This window comes from Algoriphagus iocasae, from assembly GCF_014206875.1.
Taxonomy (GTDB): domain Bacteria; phylum Bacteroidota; class Bacteroidia; order Cytophagales; family Cyclobacteriaceae; genus Algoriphagus; species Algoriphagus iocasae.
On record NZ_JACIJO010000003.1, the window covers coordinates 931,522 to 951,382 of the forward strand.

The 19,861-nt window shown below is 38.4% G+C and carries 17 protein-coding genes; 7 read left to right on the plus strand and 10 right to left on the minus strand.

Annotated elements, in window-relative coordinates; translation table 11 throughout:
- Position 1 precedes the first annotated feature (1 nt).
- The 3 genes from FHS59_RS18135 to FHS59_RS18145 form a co-directional block, all read right to left on the minus strand.
- On the minus strand, positions 2 to 1,444 hold the full coding sequence (locus tag FHS59_RS18135; RefSeq protein WP_184496779.1) for a hybrid sensor histidine kinase/response regulator: 1,443 nt from the start codon (positions 1,442 to 1,444) through the stop codon (positions 2 to 4).
- Between the two features lie 12 nt (positions 1,445 to 1,456).
- Positions 1,457 to 1,900 carry a response regulator gene (locus FHS59_RS18140; protein WP_184496780.1) on the minus strand — a complete coding sequence of 148 codons (444 nt, stop codon included), beginning with the start codon at positions 1,898 to 1,900 and terminating at the stop codon, positions 1,457 to 1,459.
- A gap of 100 nt (positions 1,901 to 2,000) precedes the next feature.
- On the minus strand, positions 2,001 to 3,482 hold the full coding sequence (locus tag FHS59_RS18145) for a sensor histidine kinase (protein WP_184496781.1): 1,482 nt from the start codon (positions 3,480 to 3,482) through the stop codon (positions 2,001 to 2,003).
- Positions 3,483 to 3,634: 152 nt separating this feature from the next.
- On the opposite strand from FHS59_RS18145, the gene FHS59_RS18150 reads away from it, so the two are divergent.
- The 5 genes from FHS59_RS18150 (at position 3,635) to FHS59_RS18170 (ending at position 6,837) form a co-directional block, all read left to right on the plus strand.
- Positions 3,635 to 3,787: a lmo0937 family membrane protein gene (locus FHS59_RS18150; RefSeq protein WP_184496782.1), complete on the plus strand. Its 153-nt coding sequence runs from the start codon at positions 3,635 to 3,637 to the stop codon at positions 3,785 to 3,787.
- 107 nt (positions 3,788 to 3,894) lie between these two features.
- Positions 3,895 to 4,149, plus strand: coding sequence for a hypothetical protein (locus FHS59_RS18155; RefSeq protein WP_184496783.1), 255 nt, complete (start codon positions 3,895 to 3,897; stop codon positions 4,147 to 4,149).
- Between the two features lie 134 nt (positions 4,150 to 4,283).
- A complete protein-coding gene (locus FHS59_RS18160) occupies positions 4,284 to 4,652 on the plus strand; it encodes a response regulator (protein WP_184496784.1) in 369 nt (122 codons plus the stop codon).
- Between the two features lie 9 nt (positions 4,653 to 4,661).
- Positions 4,662 to 6,077 carry a sigma-54-dependent transcriptional regulator gene (locus tag FHS59_RS18165; protein WP_184496785.1) on the plus strand — a complete coding sequence of 472 codons (1,416 nt, stop codon included), beginning with the start codon at positions 4,662 to 4,664 and terminating at the stop codon, positions 6,075 to 6,077.
- Positions 6,078 to 6,348: 271 nt separating this feature from the next.
- Positions 6,349 to 6,837, plus strand: coding sequence for a Dps family protein (locus tag FHS59_RS18170; RefSeq protein ID WP_184496786.1), 489 nt, complete (start codon positions 6,349 to 6,351; stop codon positions 6,835 to 6,837).
- Positions 6,838 to 6,912: 75 nt separating this feature from the next.
- On the opposite strand, the gene FHS59_RS18175 is transcribed toward FHS59_RS18170, so the two are convergent.
- Positions 6,913 to 7,941: a sugar phosphate isomerase/epimerase family protein gene (locus tag FHS59_RS18175; protein ID WP_184496787.1), complete on the minus strand. Its 1,029-nt coding sequence runs from the start codon at positions 7,939 to 7,941 to the stop codon at positions 6,913 to 6,915.
- Between the two features lie 173 nt (positions 7,942 to 8,114).
- On the opposite strand from FHS59_RS18175, the gene arfB reads away from it, so the two are divergent.
- The gene (gene arfB / locus FHS59_RS18180; RefSeq protein WP_184496788.1) at positions 8,115 to 8,537 is read left to right on the plus strand and encodes an alternative ribosome rescue aminoacyl-tRNA hydrolase ArfB; all 423 of its coding nucleotides are present in this window, start codon (positions 8,115 to 8,117) and stop codon (positions 8,535 to 8,537) included.
- A 119-nt stretch (positions 8,538 to 8,656) separates the two neighbouring features.
- Here the strand turns inward: arfB and FHS59_RS18185 are convergent, their stop codons facing one another.
- A complete protein-coding gene (locus tag FHS59_RS18185) occupies positions 8,657 to 9,316 on the minus strand; it encodes a metal-dependent transcriptional regulator (RefSeq protein ID WP_184496789.1) in 660 nt (219 codons plus the stop codon).
- Positions 9,317 to 9,427: 111 nt separating this feature from the next.
- Between FHS59_RS18185 and FHS59_RS18190 the strand changes: the two genes are divergently transcribed.
- On the plus strand, positions 9,428 to 11,704 hold the full coding sequence (locus FHS59_RS18190) for a TonB-dependent receptor (RefSeq protein WP_184496790.1): 2,277 nt from the start codon (positions 9,428 to 9,430) through the stop codon (positions 11,702 to 11,704).
- A gap of 55 nt (positions 11,705 to 11,759) precedes the next feature.
- Here FHS59_RS18190 and FHS59_RS18195 read toward each other — a convergent pair whose 3' ends face one another.
- Genes FHS59_RS18195 through FHS59_RS18215 form a run of 5 tightly spaced genes read right to left on the minus strand, consistent with a single transcriptional unit; the run spans position 11,760 to position 19,849 of the window.
- The gene (locus FHS59_RS18195; protein WP_184496791.1) at positions 11,760 to 12,314 is read right to left on the minus strand and encodes a DUF3347 domain-containing protein; all 555 of its coding nucleotides are present in this window, start codon (positions 12,312 to 12,314) and stop codon (positions 11,760 to 11,762) included.
- A gap of 14 nt (positions 12,315 to 12,328) precedes the next feature.
- Positions 12,329 to 13,024, minus strand: coding sequence for a PepSY domain-containing protein (locus FHS59_RS18200; protein ID WP_184496792.1), 696 nt, complete (start codon positions 13,022 to 13,024; stop codon positions 12,329 to 12,331).
- 23 nt (positions 13,025 to 13,047) lie between these two features.
- Positions 13,048 to 14,781, minus strand: a complete 1,734-nt coding sequence (locus tag FHS59_RS18205) for an efflux RND transporter periplasmic adaptor subunit (protein ID WP_184496793.1) — start codon at positions 14,779 to 14,781, stop codon at positions 13,048 to 13,050.
- Positions 14,778 to 16,028 (minus strand): TolC family protein, encoded by a 1,251-nt coding sequence (locus FHS59_RS18210; RefSeq protein WP_184496794.1) that lies wholly within the window; start codon positions 16,026 to 16,028, stop codon positions 14,778 to 14,780. Before FHS59_RS18210 ends, FHS59_RS18205 begins: the two co-directional genes overlap by 4 nt.
- Positions 16,025 to 19,849 (minus strand): efflux RND transporter permease subunit, encoded by a 3,825-nt coding sequence (locus FHS59_RS18215; protein WP_184496795.1) that lies wholly within the window; start codon positions 19,847 to 19,849, stop codon positions 16,025 to 16,027. Before FHS59_RS18215 ends, FHS59_RS18210 begins: the two co-directional genes overlap by 4 nt.
- Between the last annotated feature and the right edge of the window lie 12 nt (positions 19,850 to 19,861).

Consider the following 19,861-nt stretch of genomic DNA (forward strand, 5'->3'; position numbering starts at 1 on the left):
CTTATGAGCTAAGGTTAAAGCTGATCAAAAATGTAGTGCCATTATTCTCTTCACTTTTGACCCGGATGGAGCCTCCGTGACTCAAAATAATATTTTGAGTATTAGTGAGACCTAATCCAGAACCACTTGACTTGCTTGTGAAAAATGGTTCGAAAAGCCTTTCTAGATTTTCTTTAGGAATCCCAACACCGTTGTCTTTGATTTCAATTCGGCATTGCTTGCTTTTGATATAGGTTTTGAGATAAAGCTTTCCGCCGTTTTCTGGCATTGCTTCCACGGCATTAACAATTAAATTGATTAAGGCAATTTTTACTTTTTCAGCATCTACATCAATATTGCAGATTTCTGTCTGGTAATCTTTGATGATGTCAAAACCCTTGATTTCGATTCTGTCTTTTACATGTTCAAGTGCTTCATCCAATAATTCATTGATAGAATGATTGGCAATATCCAACTCGGTAAATCGAGTGCTTTCGAGAAGCTGAGTAACTAATTGGTTGATTCTATTACAGTTTCTTTGAATAACCTCAATCAGATCCCCGCTTTCCTGAAGAATATTCTCAGGCAATTCCATTTGAAGTTGGTCAGCCGAAAGTACTATGGTGGTCAAAGGGTTTTTTACTTCATGGGCCAAAAGCCTTGCAATTCTGCCTGTCGAAGAGAATTTTTTCAAATTCAATTCCTCTTCTTCCTTCGCTTTCATCGCCGTTAAATCCTTGATCAAAACTTGAAAAAGGTTTGCATCCTGCTTGACGATGCTGATTAGGGCATTGATGTAGGTCTCTTCTCCGATTTTAAGTTCTGCTTCAAAATCATAGAGTTCAGATTTCTTGGACAAGACCTCCATTAAGATCATTCTGGAAATATCGTCGACTATTAAGTCGCTGAAAAAGTATCCTAAACCGGAATTTTCTGAATGAGGCTCAATCTTAAATTTCTTGGTAAAAATCGGATTTGCTTCAAGGATTTTACTGCTTCCATCCATTAATAAGAATGGATCTGCCGCTCTTTCAAAAATAGATCTGAACTTAACTGCCGCTTTATCGAGAGATTCCATCAGCTGGGAATCCCGGATAGCATATCGGAGAGTTCTGTCTAGTGTTCTAGAATCAAATTCACCCTTGATCAAATAATCAGAGGCTCCAATCTGAAGTGCTTCTCTATCTATAGTTCCTGTATTCATGCCAGTCAGCATAATCACAGGAGCATGTTTTTGCTTCTTTTTGATTTCTTGGATCAGCTCTAGCCCGGTTTCTTTTCCAAGCTTGTAATCCACCAAAAAAACATCAAAGTGATCGTGTGCTTTTTCTAGTGCTTCTTCGTAAGAAGCAGCATGTTCGACCTTATAAATAGGCTCCTTTATCTTTTTAAGAATTGAGGAGAATAATATTAAATCATCCGGATCATCATCGACATATAAAATTCGAATTATCTCTGAACTCATATTTGCTAAAAATTAAACCGGTAGCATGACCGTTTTTGACCAATAATTTTCAATTTCCTTGGCTACTTTCACAAGACCCTCAAAAGAACCTGGCTTGGTGATGTAACTGTTTGATCCCATTTTATAGGTGACTTCTATGTCATCTTTATGATTTGAAGTAGTAAAGATGATGACAGGAATCTTTTTAAAATTATCATGACTTTTGATTTCCGCCAGGGCAGTTCGTCCATCTTTTCTTGGCATATTTAAATCCAATAAAATGATATCAGGTAAAGGATAACTTTCCACTTGGTCAAAAGGAGCAATCCTGTTCAGGTATTGGAGCAATGCTTCTCCATCAGCCACACAGATCACGTTTTCTTTAGGAAGAGTTCTCTGAAAGGCCTTGATGATCAGTAGCTTGTCATCTTCATCGTCTTCTGCGATAAGAATGTTAATGGGTTTTTTCACAAGCATAAATATTATTTAAGGGCGTAAAAGTCATTCTTTTATGAAATATCAGAAATTGATGAAAATAATGAATCAAGATACTTTCAAATTCCTTACCAGATATAACTTATTCTAATGTTTTGATGACTGGTAATAGGATAATGAATTTAGAGCCTTGACCTGGCTCACTGATGGCATAGATTGTTCCGTCATTTTTTTCAATTATCTTTTTCGTGATCGATAATCCAATTCCTGTTCCTTCGTAAGCTTCCTTACCATGAAGTCTTTGGAAGATAGCAAATATTTTATCGGCGTAATTTGAATCAAAACCAATTCCATTGTCTTCAACTTCAATTTTGTGGTAATCTAAATCTGGATCTAATTGTTTAAGATTATCCACTTCATTTTTAGTAGCCTCCCTACAAGTGACTTTAACTTGAGGAATTTCATTTGGTTTTGAAAATTTCAGGGCATTAGAAATAAGGTTTTGAAATACCTGTCTGTACTCTGTTTCCTTACCTAACACAGTTGGTAGCTCCTTAATTTCAATAATTGCCTTTTTTTCATGAACGGCAATTTCCAGATCATCTAACACATTCTCTGCAATCTGATTTAAATCCACTTCTTTCTCCTCTTCCGATGTAATTCTTCCTGCTCTGCTGTATTCCAATAAGTCTGTGATCAACCTTCTCATCCTATTAGAAGCTACAGTAATCCTATCGAGGTATAATGCACCTTCACCTTCCAGTATTTCTGAATATTGCTCTTTAAGTAAATCTGAAAAAGCAGTGATTTTTCTTAGTGGTTCTTGTAAATCGTGAGACGCCACATAAGCAAACTGCTCCAGTTCTTTATTAGAATCGTCTAATTGATATAATTGCTCGCGGAGTTGATCTTGATAGTTTTTGATCCTATTAGAGGCAATTTTCTGGACTTTGTTGTAATGAAAGATGGACAATAAAGTGACAAAGCCTACTGAAATAGAGAATAAGGAAATCAATCCCACAATAAATGGCAGTGCATTGATATTATTTAATAAGGATCTGTTTTTTTCTACAAAGAGTCTGTTTTCTTCCGACTCGATATTTTTGACCACTTCTTTAATAGTCCTGTATCCGCTAAGGGCATTTCTAACTCTGGAAGGATTGACGAATCCTACCAAATCTCCATGTTCTTCCACGTATTCAATGGTGATCTTAAAAGTTTCCACTCGATAATTAATAAGCTCTTCTAGTTCATCGAGATTTTTCTGTTGCTCAGGATTATTCTTTGTGAGGTCCTTCAGCTTATTTAAAAGCGACTCAGCATCTAAAAGTGACTGTTGATAATTTGTAAGGAATTTTGAATCGGCTGTTAATGCATACCCTCTTATATTGGTTTCTCTTTCAAGGATACTTGCATAAAGCTCGCTGGTTCTTTGTAAAATATCCTGGGTTTCCATCAAAGCAGTGGTATAAAACCCAATCCTCTCCGAAGTCCAATAGGAGATTCCGCTACCTACAATAATTAAGATTAATGAGATAACGGCGTAAAGCTTAATTCGATTCATTGAGGAGTTGCTGTTTTCAAATAACTGGGAATTCCCAGAATTGGGGAATTTATTTCTCATATTCGATGGATTTCCGGTTGTTTAATGTAGTTGGGGATGCTCAAAACATGCTTTTTTGTCAAATTAAGACGGTTTTTTGAATTTTTTGGCATAAGGGCATGCACATTGAAATTAAGTTGACAAATAAAACTTAAACCAAAACCACAAACACCATGAGTTCTCTATTATATTTTATCGCAGTAATTCTTCTGATCGGATGGCTAATCGGAGTATTTGCCTACAGTGCTACAGGATTGATTCACGTGCTATTAGTATTGGCTGTAATCGCTGTTCTGTTTAGATTGATCAGTGGGCGAGGAGTCTAGGCTCGCTATATAAGAATCTTTCTCAGATTTCATGCAATTGAATTTAAGAGATAGATTTTTTCTTAAACAATAAATAGATTTTAAACAATTGATTATTAAAACGCATTATGAGTAAGCAAGCATTAAATACAAGTTTATGGTTAGGTGGATTAATCACCGGAGCCGCAGTAGGTGTTTATCTTTACAAAAATAAAGATCAATATGAGCCTCAAAAAGAAAAGTTAAATAGCCTTTTGAGTGATTTGCAAGGAATAGCCGGAGATTTGAAATCCAGACTTCTATCAGCAGGTCAAGAGGGCTTGAATGCAACTAAAACTGCATTGCAAACTGCAAAAGAGACAACACAGGAGAAAATCAAATAATGATTTCAAACTTGAAAAGGTACAATTGATGATTGTACCTTTTCATATTTACTCTGTAGTAAGCCCAAAAAATAAATTAACTAGAATAAATTTGAGTTGAGTACTCTGAAAACAATTCCAAAAGACGATCTGTGATGAAGAATAAAGTGATCCTTGTAGTGGATGATGAATTAGAAATCAGAGCACTTTTATCTCGATTTCTCTCTAGAAAAGGTTTTAAAGTATTTTCTGCAGGAACATTAACTGAAGGAAGAAGATTGGTGGACGAAAGAAGCCCTAATCTGATTTTCCTTGATGTTAATTTACCTGATGGAAATGGTCTGAAAGAATTAAAAAAATGGTCTCATGACTTTGATTCACTTCAAGTGATCATGATGAGCGCATTTGACCATCAAGAAGCAAGGGATGAAGCTCTAAGTTCTGGAGCAATCCATTTCTTGAGCAAGCCATTTAATCTTGCGGTACTTGATCAGCTGATTCAAAAACAAATATCAACCAATTAATCTTATCCCATGGCAAAGATTCTTGTAATCGATGACAATATTGACATTTGCCAATTGCTGGAGCGTTTTTTAACAAAAAAAGGCTACGATGTCGAAACCACCATCTCAGGTAAAACTGGACTTGACATGGTAAAAAACACTTATTATGACCTGATTTTTTGCGATTTCAAATTGCGTGATATGGAAGGAAGGGATGTGTTGGCGAAAGTTAGAATCATATCACCAGGAACGCATGTTGCAATTATTACCGGTTATGCGGATGTTAAAATCGCTGTAGAGGTAATCAAAAAAGGAGCATTTGATTATGTGACAAAGCCTTTGATTCCAGATGAAATTATCAGTTTGATTGAGCGTGCATTGGCTGTTCAGAAAGAATCCAAAGTACAATCTGTCACTTTTGAAAAGCCAGATGCAAAGGCGAAGAAGAAAAGTCAGGAATCAGATTCCAATTCGAAATTCCTTAAAGGAACAGGTAAAGAATCCAAAAAACTATATAAAGAAGTTAAGCTCGTAGCACCAACCAACCTAAGTGTCGTGATTTATGGTGAAAGCGGGGCAGGTAAAGAAAATATCGCCCGCTTGATCCATGATCAGAGTGAACGGGCCGGAAAGCCATTCATTGCCGTAGATTGTGGTGCTTTGACCAAAGAACTGGCAGGAAGTGAGCTTTGGGGTCATGAAAAAGGATCCTTTACCGGAGCACATTCCGAAAAGCCTGGACAATTTGAATTAGCTGATGGGGGTACAATTTTCCTGGATGAGATCGCTAACCTATCCTATGAGGTTCAGGTTGGACTTTTGAGATTGGTTCAGGAAAGAAAACTAAGAAGAATTGGAGGAACTAAGGATAAAGCAATTGATGTCAGAATTATCGTGGCTTCAAATGAAGACCTTAGAAAATCAGTCCAGGAAAATAAATTCAGAGAGGATCTATATTTTAGATTTAATGAATTTAGCATTACTGTACCACCATTGAGAGATAGAAAGGATGATATTGAAGCATTTGCAAATCATTTTTTAAGTCTCTCAAATGAAGAATTAAACAAAGATGTAGAAGAGTTTGATGAGGAAGTAATGCAGGTATTCCAAGAATATGTTTGGCCTGGAAACCTTCGTGAAATGAGAAATGTCATTAGAAGAGCAACTTTGCTGACGGATGGAGAAAAAATGACAGTTTCTGCATTACCTCCAGAAGTTGTTTATGCAAGAAAATTCAACTTTACGGATTCAGGATCTGAAAGTAATGGAGTCTCCCATTCAACTTCCAAAGCTCCGGTAAATCTAAAAGATGCTGCAGCCGAAGCAGAAGCGGAAGTCTTGAGAAAGGTTTTAGAGGAAGTAAAATACAATAGAACAAAAGCTGCAAAGCAATTGGGAATTGATAGAAAAACACTCTTCAATAAAATGAAACAGTACGATCTATAACAAGTTTCAACACTCATAGAAAATAGCTCTCCTAATCCGAGAGCTATTTTTTTGTGCAGACTAATCAACAGGTTGGGGAATTCTTTTCTGTCAAAAACACGACCCAAATGTGAGGTGATTTTCGAGTTCAAAATATGATTTTGGTCTACATGTCTTAAACCAAATATTCCTTGTGAACTAAAGCTTTTTAACGATAAATCTAAGGATAGCCATATGTTGGCTTCCTGCTTGCACTATATATGGCATGGATAACTTAACTAACACTAATACAATGACTACTAATAAAGCAACACTCGCAAATCACTTGAAATTGGATGATAAAGCCATGAAAAGCTTGGCTGGTAACATGAATGATCTACTTTCAGATTACCATGTTTTTTATCAAAATGTAAGAGGTTTTCACTGGAATGTAAAAGGTGAGAATTTCTTCGATTTACATGTGAAGTTTGAAGAATTATATACCAAGCTATACCAGAACATCGATGATCTGGCGGAAAGAATTGTAACAATTGGATTCAAGCCACTTCATGCATATTCTGATTACTTGAAAAATAGTATTCACAAAGAAATTACCGATGTAAGTAACGGTGACGACTGTGTGAAGCACGTAATCGATGGACTAGGAGTATTGGCACAATCCCATAGAAAAGTGGCTGAAGAAGCCGGTGAAGCTGGTGATATTGCGACTGAAGATATGTTGACAGCTTTTGTAGGCGATCTTGAAAAAAGAATGTGGATGTTTACCATGTTTGCTAAATAATCGATTGCCAAACACAACCAAATTAAAAAACCGCAGTGAAAGCTGCGGTTTTTTTTATGGATGAGAGTTGAGATTTCAGGAAAGTGCTTTCTCACAAAACTCAACACATTTTTGAACCTCTTTCACGGCATCCGATCCTTCTGGAATCTGATATTCCAATTCGATCGTTGCAGGGAATTTGTATTTATTCTTTTGTATCAATTTTAATAAATCAGGAATAGGCGTGTCTCCAGTGCCCCAAGCCAAATTGCCTTTTCCATTTGCAGGTGTCTGGCGGTCTTTGGTGTGCATGCTTAAAATATGAGCATGTTGCTTTTCAATCAACGGAATCAAATCGGTATTTCCTGCAGCTATGTAATGTCCTGCATCTAGATTTAAACCGTTTTTAGGACTTTGTGCAATCGCCGTATCCCAGAAGGTAAAAGTTTCCTGCTCATGGCCGTGATAACCGACTGAAATCCCATTCTTTTCTGCCATTTTACCCAATTTCAGAGTATGTGCATCATCAGATGGATGTTCTAAAGTCACATGAGAAGCGCCTAGAGCTTTTGCGGCTTTCATACCATAATTGATCTCAGCATCGGAATTGTTCTTGCCAAAAGCATTCGGCTTGAAAGCATAGATACTTACTCCAGCTGCTTTATACATTTTACGAAGGTCTTCAAATTTCTTCATGTCCACCTTTGCTCTCCATTCTGCCACTTCTTTGCCATAAGCTTCTCCTGCTGCTCTCATTTCGGCCAACTCAGACTTTTCATCACTTGTGAGTTCAGTTCCTTGCCTTTGTTTGCCCATGAGCTGAAACATTCTCATTCGGTTCACAGGTGAAGCAGGCATTCCTGCAAAGCTTTCTGCAGGATCTCCCATCAGTTCGATCGCGCTCAAGCCTGAGTCAGTGACGTATTTCAAAGTCGCTTCAGCACTTTGATCTGGCATCGATCGGAAAGAATAGGTAATGCAACCAACCTGAACGCCATTGATTAAGGAGTTAGGCTTGTTATAAGATTTGAGAATGGATGGAGCACCTTGAAGCCAAGCTGGAGCTGCTACTAATCCAGCAGCACCTAATGCAGATTTAATTAAAAATTCTCTTCTGTTTTTCATGGAAATTTTGGGGTTTTGCTAGGGAGAGATAACTTATTGGAAAACAAATTAGCACTTTTCTGAAATTTTGCTTTTAAAAAGGACTTTTTCAGCAAATGAGTATATAGCTGGTAATTATTTCATTTGAATGAAAGCTGATAACTTGGTTAATTAAATGTAGGATGTAAATTTTCATGTCAACTTCAATATTAAAAAGAATAGAATCAGGAGCTTTTTTACCTGAATTAAGTTTTCAGACGGCCCGCTCGGGAGGAGCTGGAGGTCAGCATGTAAATAAAGTTGAGACCAAAGTGCAGATAAACTTTGATCTGGAAGCTTCACAGGTGCTCACAGAGGAAGAGAAAAACACACTGAAAGAGAAGTTGAAATCAAAAATTACTGATTCAGGAATACTTCAGATCCAATCTCAGGAAAAACGATCTCAATTGCAGAACAAAGAAATTGCGATCAAGAAGTTTTATGAATTGATCCGAAAAGGATTAGAAAAAAGAAAAAGCCGAAAGGCTACCAAACCTGGAAAAGGTGCGATTGAAAAACGATTGAAAGCTAAAAAGCTTCACTCTGAGAAAAAGGCAAATCGGGGTTGGAAAGGGTAGAGGGACCTAATTCCCCTTCTTTCTAAAAACCTTTTGAAGGATGAAAACTCCAATTAAAAAGCCTAAAAGAAATAAAATGAAAGTGGTCATATTTGAATTCGATTTTTAAGGTTCTTTTCTCAACCCACGACTCTAACCAATAATCTGTCACAGACTTTTTCGCTTAATGTTTCAGAAGCATGGTCCTTAAAGCTTACTACCATGCTTTGGTCGTAGGATTCTTTAGAAAGGATCTTCAGTTCCTTTCCTAAATTTAACTCTCTACTGTTCAAAAATTCCAAAAACTCCGTGGATGAGTTTGTTAATGCTGCCAAAACTACCAACTGGCCGGTTTTGCATTGGGAAAGCGTGGAATAATTTACTTCCTGGATTCTGCCCAGTTTATCCGGAATAGGAGAGCCATGAGGGTCCACGGTCGGATGTCCCATCATTTCATCCATTCTTTCAAAAAACTTGGGCGCATGAATATGTTCAATTTGCTCAGCAATTTCATGGACTTCTTCCCATCCGAATCCCATTTTATTAACCAAAAACATTTCGGTTAATCGATGTTTCCTAATAACCAAGGCCGCTTCTTTCTTTCCTTCTGAGGTTAAAATGACCGGTTTATACTTTTCATATATCAACCAACCATTTTTTTGCAGCGTTTTTACCATGCTATTGACGGTGGGCATGCTGACCTGCATCTGTTGGGCCAATTCAGAAATATTCACCTCTCCAGCCTCATTTGCCATGTTGAAAAGAGACTTCAAATAATTTTCTTCTGTCTGGGAAGCCATGTTTAATGATTTAGTCTTCAAATATTAAATAAAATATTTAGAAAACAATTTTGTTAGATAGTTCTAACTTTTTACTTTTGAATATCTAAAACAAAAATTAGGCTTTTATTGATGCTTCGGACAATACTTCTATTTCTTTTTATTTCAGGTGTTTATGTAGATTCATTTTCGCAAGGAATCTTCTTAAGCGGAAAAGTATTTGCCGAAGGTGAGCCACTGGAATTTGCCAATGTTCTTTTGAAAGGCACAAGCATAGGAGCAGTTACTGATGCAGGTGGAGTATTCCGAATAGATGCCAAAACAGCTGGTAGTTATCAGATTCAGATTTCCAGAATTGGGTTTCGTACTGTGACTAAATCCATTTCTGTTCCTTCCAAGGAAGCTGAAAACTTGATTTTTGAATTGGAAAATATGGACTCAGGTTTAGATGAAGTGGTAGTCAGTGGCACCATGCAGGAAGTTTCAAAGCTTGAAAGCCCTGTTCCTGTAGAGGTTTATTCAGCCAATTTCTTCAGGGCTAATCCAACTCCTTCCGTTTTTGAATCTCTTCAAAATGTCAATGGCGTCCGTCCCCAAATTAACTGCAACGTTTGTAATACCGGTGACATCCATATCAATGGTCTAGAAGGACCATATACCATGATTTTGATAGATGGAATGCCGATTGTTTCCGGTTTGGCCACGGTTTATGGTTTGACAGGAATCCCACAATCGCTTATCAATAGGATGGAAGTGGTGAAAGGTCCTGCTTCAACATTGTATGGTTCTGAAGCGGTTGGAGGATTGATTAATGTCATTACCAAAAATCCTATTTCTGCTCCTGCACTTTCTGTGGATGCTTTTGGAACAGGCTGGGGGGAAGTAAATCTTGATTTAGGTTTTCGAAGCAATCTTGGATCGAAAGTCCAGGCTCTAACTGGTATCAATGGGTTTTATTATGATAATCCTATAGACAACAATCAGGATGGATTCACTGATTTGACATTATCCAAAAGGATTTCACTTTTTCAAAAAATCAATGTGGAGAGACCTGAAAACCGAGTTTTCAATGTAGCTGGAAGGTACGTGTATGAAGACAGATGGGGAGGTCAAATGAATTGGGATAAGAGTTTTAGAGGAGGAGATGAGGTTTATGGTGAAAGTATTTATACCAGTCGATGGGAGACTTTTGGGACGTATCAGTTGCCAACTTCAGAATCCTTGAATTTTATGTTTTCTGCCAATGGTCATCATCAAAATTCAGTTTACGGAACGACTGTTTATATAGCAGACCAATACATTGGCTTTGGTCAGTTGACTTGGACGGAGAATTTTTCAAAGCATAATTTGTTGACAGGTTTAGCGTATCGCTACACATTCTATGATGATAATACCCCGGTAACCGCTACTGAAGACGGTAGATTTAATCAACCTTCTAAAATCCATCTTCCGGGTGCGTTTGTTCAGGATGAAATCAAATTCAAAGAAACCCAGAGTTTATTATTAGGACTCCGATACGATTACAATTCTGTTCATGGATCTATTTTTTCTCCAAGGGTAAACTTTAAGATTTCATCCCAGGATAAATCCATGGTTTTGAGAGCTTCTTTAGGCAATGGTTTTAGAGTAGCTAATGTCTTTACAGAAGATCATGCTGCATTGACAGGGGCTCGTGAAGTAGTTTTTGCGGAGGAGTTAAAGCCAGAGCAAAGCTGGAATACAAACATCAATTTGGTCAAGAAATTTTATTCCGATAAAGGCACTTTTGTAGGAGTTGATGCCACTGCATTTTACACGTACTTCACGAATAGAATCATCCCTGACTATGAGACTAACTCCAACCAAATCATCTATGCTAATTTGGATGGTTCTGCTGTTTCAAAAGGGATTTCTACTAACGTCGATATTGCTTGGGCAAATGGATTGACTATCACAGCAGGTGCCACTTTGATGGATGTATCGCAAGAAGAGGAAGGAATTAAAACCCGTCAGCTACTCACAGAGCGGTTTTCTGGAGTTTGGTCAATAGGTTATGAAATTGCAGATTGGGATTTAACAATCGATTATACAGGCAATGTTTATAGTCCTATGAGATTGCCACTTTTAGGAGAGTTGGATGATCGAGATGCCTATTCTCCATGGTGGAGTATCCAAAATATTCAATTGACAAAGGAGCTTGGAGACCGATGGGAAGTTTATGGAGGTGTAAAAAATCTATTGAATTTCACTCCTCCAGCAAACAGTATTGCCAGATCTTTTGATCCTTTTGATAAGCAAGTGGTTTTTAATCCTGACGGCACTGTCCTGCCAACTCCTGAAAATCCAAACGCTTTGACTTTTGACCCTACTTATGTTTTTGCCCCAAATCAAGGCATCAGAGGGTTTTTGGGTGTTCGTTTTTCTTTGTAAAAAAAGAAGCCCCAGATTTCTCCGGGGCCGAGCGTTAAGCAAATTAAACTAGAAATTAGATTTCCTCTTCAACTGATCCGCATTTCAGCATTTTATCGCCAAAATATGGATTTCTTATTTCGCTAGAAGTACTTAACCAAATGGCACCTTCATTGTTTTTTGCCATGGGGCAATATTGTTTATAAAGTTTGCCTTCAGTCAAAACTGAGCTTTTTACCAATTGTACCATTTGATTAGAAACTACATCGAAGGATGTTCTCTGAACTTCCGCGTCAGTCGTTTCTGCAATTTTCTTTGCTTCAGTTTCCAATTCTGAAATTCCTTCTAGGTTGGAACTTGCAAGAATTGAAACCAACTCACTGGCTGCACTTTTTGCTTTTTCTCCATCAGTTTCTACCAAAGCATCTTTTAAAGCTAAATAAGACTTTACGATAGCAGAGACATTTTTATTCTCAAAAGAAACCGTAGCAGATGGTATAGAGCTAAGTTCCATTTGTTCATTTTGTACCAGAAGAGTCTCCTCAGTTTTTTCATTTTGGTTGTTTTGCTTACAGGCAAAGGCCAAACTGAAAGATAATGTAAATAACAGGGTTTTAGTTAGAATCCTCATGTTTAACTTAATTTTTATTTATAGTTTTTTCTTTTCTTTTTCATCGTCATAAAAAAGAGGGTAAAGCCTGATGCGATTGTTGCCATCCCGAATAATGAAAATGCTCTCAAAAGGAGGTTGTTGAAATCATCTCGACCGGCATAATCCATGGTATGGAACATCCAGAGGAAATCAAACCATCTCCAGCTTCTATGTCTTACTTTTTGAAAGGCACCGCTTTTCGCATCGATATAAGCAACAAGGTTTTCAGCTTGGTCAAAATGGATAGCATAGGCTGGTAAGGGGCTACCTCGGAATTCATGGTGCGATCCAGTTTCAGTTAGATATTCTACTGATTTGATTCCTAAATCTCCCTTGATATAGGTTTGAGCAATTTCCTTGGCTTCTTCTTCAGTAATTTCAGGTTTGAGCTCACCAGTTTGGGCGTTATAGAGCTGCTTAGAGTTTATCCAATAATAAGGCTGATGGTTGACAAACCTTAGCTCCATGGTGGAGATCTGTAAGGTAGAATCCAATTTGCTAGGCTCAATCAAATCATTCACCGATTGATGCATCATGTGTTCTGAGTGAAAGTGATCTCCATGGATTTCATCTATATCGGTCCAGCTGAAATACAAACCACTCAGGGTCCAAAAGAAGAATTGGATCCCAATAAACACGCCAAGGAAACGATGAATCCTTCGGGTATAATATTGATTGTTTTTACGCATAGGAATTTGGTAAAAGAATGAGCTTATTTCAATGTTTTGGTGACTTCACCGCAGGTCAGCATGGCTTTTCCAAAGTATGGATTGACAATATTCTGTTCTAAACTCAGCCAATCTGCTCCTTTATTGCTATCAGCCATTGGACAATGCTGCACATACAAAGTTCCAGAATAAGCATGAAATTGTTCTGTCATTTTGATCATTTCATTAGAAATATCCAGAAAACTTTTCCTTAATTCTTCAATGCTCTTGGCAGAATTTGCAGCCAGTAATCCACTTTTGAGATTACTTTTAATATTCTTCCATTTGGCTTGAGCATCTCTTGAAAATAAAGCAATATTAACCTCTTTAATTGATTCTTTCATTGATTTTGCAGCTTCCTTGGATTTATCCATTTCATCATTGGTCAGAGCATCCTTTAATTTTAGATAGTTCTCATAAACTGGTTTTAGATCATTTTTATCTTCTTTTGAAATAGAAATTGTAGAAACTGAGGGGTTTTGACTTGCGGTCAAAACTTCATTTCCATCAGGACTCATCATGCTAGGTTTCCCTGCGAGTTGTGCTGCTGCATCAATGCTGAAAGTGCCATTGATAGCGATTTCTTCTCCAATTTCTAAACCATCTTCAATTATATAAGTATCTCCAAGTGATGGTCCTAATGTTACTTCTCTTAGTTTAAAGCTGATGCCATTTTCCGAGGTGTTTTTTACATAGACAACCGATCTTTTTCCAGTCCATAATACGGCTGATTTTGGAACGGAAAGAGTTGCTGAATTTGCTTTTAAACCTGCTTTGATGGTTCCAGAAGCAAACATTTCAGGTTTTAGTTTTCCCTTAGGATTTGAAACTTCAATTCTCGCTTTGGCAACTCTTGAAGCTGGGTCAATCAAAGGATCGATGTAGCTGATTTTGCCTTTAAATGTTTCTCCTGGCAAAGATTGGATACTGTATTCAATTTCATCGCCTACTTGAATCCAAGAAAGATCCGTCTCATAAATATCAAATAAGACCCAAACCCGAGATAGGTCAGCCACTTCATATATCGCCTGTCCCTGCATGAGGTGATCACCGAGGTTGGCTAATTTCGCGGTCACATACCCAGAGACATTGGCTCTGATTGGGAAGTTTCTCAAAATCGTATTTCTGTTAAGGATTTCTGAAATTTTCTCGTCAGATACTTTCCAGTTTTTCAGTTTGTTTTTGGCAGCTTGGAATAGTTCAGGTTGTGAATCTTGAATTTTCGAGGCCTGCAATAATTCATTTTGAGCAGTAGTCAATTCAGGAGAATAGATACTTGCGATCACCTGACCTTTGCTGATAAATTCACCGGTGAAATTCACTTTTAATTCTTCGATTCGCCCTGGAATATGGGAAGTCTGAGTATAGTTGAGACGCTCATCAGCTTGAACTTTCCCACTTAGTTTTACAGATTTATTGCCGCCGGAATTTCCTACGATTGCAGTCTGCACATTGGCCAATTGCATGGCAGTAGGGGACATGCTGATGGCAAGTGGATCTATAGATTCATCATCACTTTCTAAAGGAATCAACTCCATTCCGCAAATGGGACAGCTTCCGGGTTCATTTTGTTTCACCTGGGGATGCATGGAGCAGGTCCAGACGCCATTAACTTCGGTCAGGTCATGTTGATGCTCCTCTTGGGAATTCGAATTTCCAAAAATAAGATACCCAGCCAACAGCCCTGTGAATAACATTCCGATGGATATGATCAGAACATGTTTTTGTAGCTTTTTCATTGGTCAAATGATTTTGCAGTGAGATAATCTATTTCCGCAATGTTTATTTTTAGTGCTGTCTCTGCAGTCACTTTTAATTTTTGATATTTCAATAACTGTTGCTGCATTTGCAGCACATCCTCGATGGAACTTTCGGAATTGGAATAGGAAGTATAAAGCAATTCCAATGATTGGTTAGTTTGCTCCATCTGTTCTTCATACAATTCGATCAATTCCTGCTGTTTGGTAATCCCAAAATCCAACTTCTCATAGGAGCTTATCAATTGGTTTTCAAAATCCTCTTTTTGATATCGATAGGCCTCTTGCATCAGCTGAGCTTCTTTTTTTGCAGCTTGATATTTTCCTGAGAAAATCGGCAAGCTCATTGAAACCATTGGCATAAAGGCATTTTTTCCGTTATCATCTACCATCATGTCTTCTCTCTTTCCAATGAAAACATAATCTAAACCCACGCCGATTTTTGGCATAGACTGGCTAGCAGCTGTGCGTTCATTGGATTCTGCAGCGGCAATTTTAAAATCAAATTCCTGAAGAATTGGATTGGATTCCAGCAGAGAATCTCTTCTATATTCATTAGGAATATTTTCTCCATATTGGAAGTCTTCAATTTCTACGACTTCATTTTCATCTCGATTTAGCAGCTTATTGAAAGCTGAGAGCAATGGTTTTCTTTGTTTTTCCAAGATGCTGAGATTCGTTTCAGCGTCTTTTAGCATGATGTCGACCCTTAATACATCGACCATCGATCCTTTTCCATTCGAAAACTGATTGGTAGCCAATGCTTTATAGTTTTGAAGGATCTCTATGTTTTCCTTTTCGATTTCGATGAATTGCTCTAACTCATAAAGTGGGTAATAAGCGGAACTGACATCGTAATAAAGTTTATTCTTTGCATTGAGAAAGGATTGGAATTTGGCTTCCGCCAAAGCTTCAGAACCTCTTCCATAATATTTCAATGTTCCAAACCATGGAAACATCTGGTTTAGTGAAAGTCTTGCCCGCTGTGGCCCTACGCGTGTTTCTACTGGAGAAATAAAATATCCAAAAGAAATCGTAGGATCAGCCAGACTTCGGATTTGTGCCGCTTTTTCTAAAGCAGCTTCAAATTCCTTGTAACTTCCCTTCAGACCTGGATTATTTTCGGCTGCAATTTTCAGATAGTCATTCAGTGATTGGCTATAAGCTGAAATGCCAGTGAAAATCACAAGGAGCAAAGAGAAGATCCATTTATTCATATGATTTTTCATTTGCTGATTTTTTTGAGTTTGTACTCTTCTCTGATACTGTAAAGGACAGGTACAATGAAGTAGGTAATTGCCGCGACGATCATCCCTCCAAACGCAGGAATGGCCATTGGAATCATAATATCCGATCCCCGACCTGTAGAGGTGAGAATAGGTAGTAAGGCGATGATTGTGGTGGCTGAAGTCATGACAGCTGGCTTGATCCGTCTCTGGCCCGCTTCAATGATTGCTTCTCTGATTCCTTTCAGGTTATCCGTTTTGTTTCTTTCGAAACTTTGATCCAAATAAGTCGCCATCAACACGCCATCATCCGTTGCAATTCCAAATAATGCGATAAAACCTACCCAAACAGCCACGCTCAAGTTGATTGTTTTCATCTGGAATAATTCCCTGATATTGGTGTCAAAGAGGCTGAAATTTGCGAACCAATCTTGTCCGTAAAACCAGAGCATCATAAATCCACCACTAAATGCCATCGCAATTCCGGTAAATACCATCATGGAGGTAGTCACGGATTTGAACTGGAAATAAAGTATTAGGAATACCAGCCCCAGAACCACAGGAACAATGATCGAGAGACGTTTTTCTGCTCGAACCTGATTTTCATAACTTCCGGAAAACTTAAAGTTAATTCCTGCAGGGACCTCCAATTCACCGGAATCAATTCTTTCCTGAATCATCCTTTGTGTATCATTGACTACTGTGACTTCGGAAAAACCATCTCTTTTATCAAACAAGACATATCCTACCAAGAACGTATTCTCACTCTTTATGGCTTGAGGTCCTCTCTGATATTCAAAATCGATAATCTGTGCCAATGGAATCTGAGCATCGGTAGGTGTAGAAATCAAGATTTTTCCCAATGATTCTGGATCATCTCTAAGCTCTCTCGGATATCTAACCCTTACAGGGAATCGCTCTCTACCTTCCACCGTGTTGGTGATATTCATTCCTCCAATCGCAGTTTCTATCGTTTGCTGTACATCCTCGATGTTTAATCCATAGCGGGCAATTTCATCTCTTTTGATATTCAAAAGCAAGTAAGGTTTGCCGACAATTCTATCTGCGAAAGCTGCTTCTGCTTTGACAGAAGGAACTTCTTTCAGGATGCTTTCTAACTTTAATCCAAAATTTTCAATCGTCTGTAAATCAGGTCCATATACTTTGATTCCCATAGGAGCTCTCATGCCAGTTTGAAGCATGATCAAGCGCGTTTCTATTGGCTGTAATTTTGGTGCTGAAGTCACTCCCGGGATTTTGGTGACTTTGAGGATTTCATTCCAAATATCATCTGGGGAGTTCACATGGCTTCTCCAGTTTCGATAGTACAAGCCATCCTCATCTGGCATCAATTGTGATTTTTTAATTCCTTTTGCGATGGCATCCTGATTGGATAATGTATCTCCGGATTTCAAAATGAATCGGTCATTGTCGTCGGTTTGGAATCTTAAGCGATACCCATCTTCATCCAAAATGTATTCAGGCTTATAATTGATCACATTTTCATACATGGAGATAGGAGCGGGGTCCAATGCCGATTCAACCCTACCCAACTTGCCGACTGTTAATTCCACTTCTGGAATATTAGTCAGCATCATATCTAGCTGAGAAACGACTTTGCCATTGAATTCAATTCCTGAATGAGGCATGGATGTTGGCATCAACAAGAAGCTTCCTTCATCCAAGGATGGCATAAATTCTTTTCCTATTCCAGGGAAAGTATGGGTCAATGAAGCCCAAACTTTGGTTGGTCGAATATTCACACCTATGGCATCAAATCCTTTCGGGATGAATCCAAATATGCCATTTACTCCCAACCATATACTTCCAGCAAGCAGAATGAGGATTGCAGGAATGCTCAGAAATGCTTTTTTATGGTCGAGGCACCATTTCAAGATACTTTTGTAATAGTATTCTAGAATAGCAAAAGCACCTAAAATCAATCCAACAAGAAAGGCTACAAAGATGAAATTGATTAATAGACTCTCTGCAGGTCCAAGTGGAAGCCAGTATTTTGCTAGTAGCCAAACCACCCCGATCACCACCAGATAGAGTTCCGCATTTTTTACAATGCTGTTTGTTCGTTTGCTTAATGGAATTCCTGAAGTCTTCATATAGGACTTTCCAAAACTCAATGCTCCGAATAAGATAAGCATTACACCAGCCCAGGTGTATCCGAAAAACAAACTGATGACTCCTAAAACCAAAAGGGCTACAGGGATGAATTTCTGGAATTTTGATTTTTTAAGATTGATCCCGAAAAAGAAATGCGCCAAACTAGGCAAAATCAAAAGGGAGACAATTAATGCAGCTACCAAAGCAAAAGTCTTCGTAAAAGCAAGAGGCCCAAACAACTTTCCTTCTGCCGCTTCTAATGTAAATACCGGAATAAAGGAGACAATCGTTGTGGAAACAGCTGTCAGTATAGCTGTTGCTACTTCTGAGGATGCCTTGTAAATGGTGTCAATTAGTTTTTGTTCCTCAGGTGCCTCATCGATGTGTTTGATGATGTTTTCGGAAAGTATAATTCCCAGATCGACCATGGTACCGATGGCAATGGCAATCCCCGATAATGCTACGATGTTAGCATCCACACCAAAATACCTCATGGCAATGAATACCATCAAAACGGATATTGGTAATAAACTGGAAATCAATAGTGAAGCCCGAAGGTTATAAACCATCACAATAACTACCAAAATGGTGATCAAGAGCTCCAAAGTCAAAGCTTCTTCTAGAGTTCCTAAGGTTTCGTTTATCAACTGGGAACGGTCATAAAATGGCACTATGGTCAGTTGGCTTTCGGTGCCATTTGCCAATGTTTTCTTAGGTAAACCGGAACTGATTTCTGAGATTTTCCCCTTGACATCCTGAATCACAGCAAGTGGATTAGCTCCATATCTTGCGACAACAACTCCGCCAACGACTTCTGCTCCGTCTTTATCCAAAGCTCCTCTTCTATTGGCAGGTCCCAAAGAAACAACAGCTATATCCTTGATTCGGATAGGGACATTGTCCTGTACAGCAACCACTGCCTTTTCTATATCTTCTAGATTTTTGATGTATCCCAGGCCTCGAACCAAATACTCAGCTTGATTTATTTCGATGGTTTTGGCTCCAACATCACGGTTAGATTTCTTTACCGCTTCCATGACTTTCGTCAGAGGAATATTGAATGCTTTTAGCGCATCAGGATTTACGTCGATTTGATATTCTTGCACATAGCCCCCAATAGATGCTACTTCCGAAACTCCTTCGACAGCATTCAAAGCATATTTAACATAGAAATCCTGAACCGATCTGATTTCGTGTAGATCCCAGCCTCCGGTTGGATTTCCGTTGGAATCCCGGCCTTCAAGGGTATACCAATAAACCTGACCCAAGGCGGTTGCATCAGGACCAAGAGCTGGTTGAACTCCCTCAGGCAATAATCCCGAAGGCAAGGAATTCAGTTTTTCAAGAATTCTTGACCTTGACCAATAGAACTCAGTGTCTTCATTGAATATGATGTAAATGCTGGAAAAGCCGAAAATGGAAGAACTTCGGATGGATTTTACCCCCGGAATTCCCAATAAATAGGTGGTCAAAGGATAGGAAATTTGATCCTCAATATCTTGAGGAGATCTTCCCGGCCAATTGGTAAAAACAATTTGCTGGTTATCTCCGATATCCGGAATAGCATCCACAGGCACTGGATCAGAAGGTAATGAACCTACTTCCCAACCAAATGGAGCGGTAATAATTCCCCAAAGGATCATAGCGATCAAAAGGATAACTGTTACCAGTTTATTTTCAAGAAAGTACTTGATGATAGAATTTAACATGTGATGTATCTG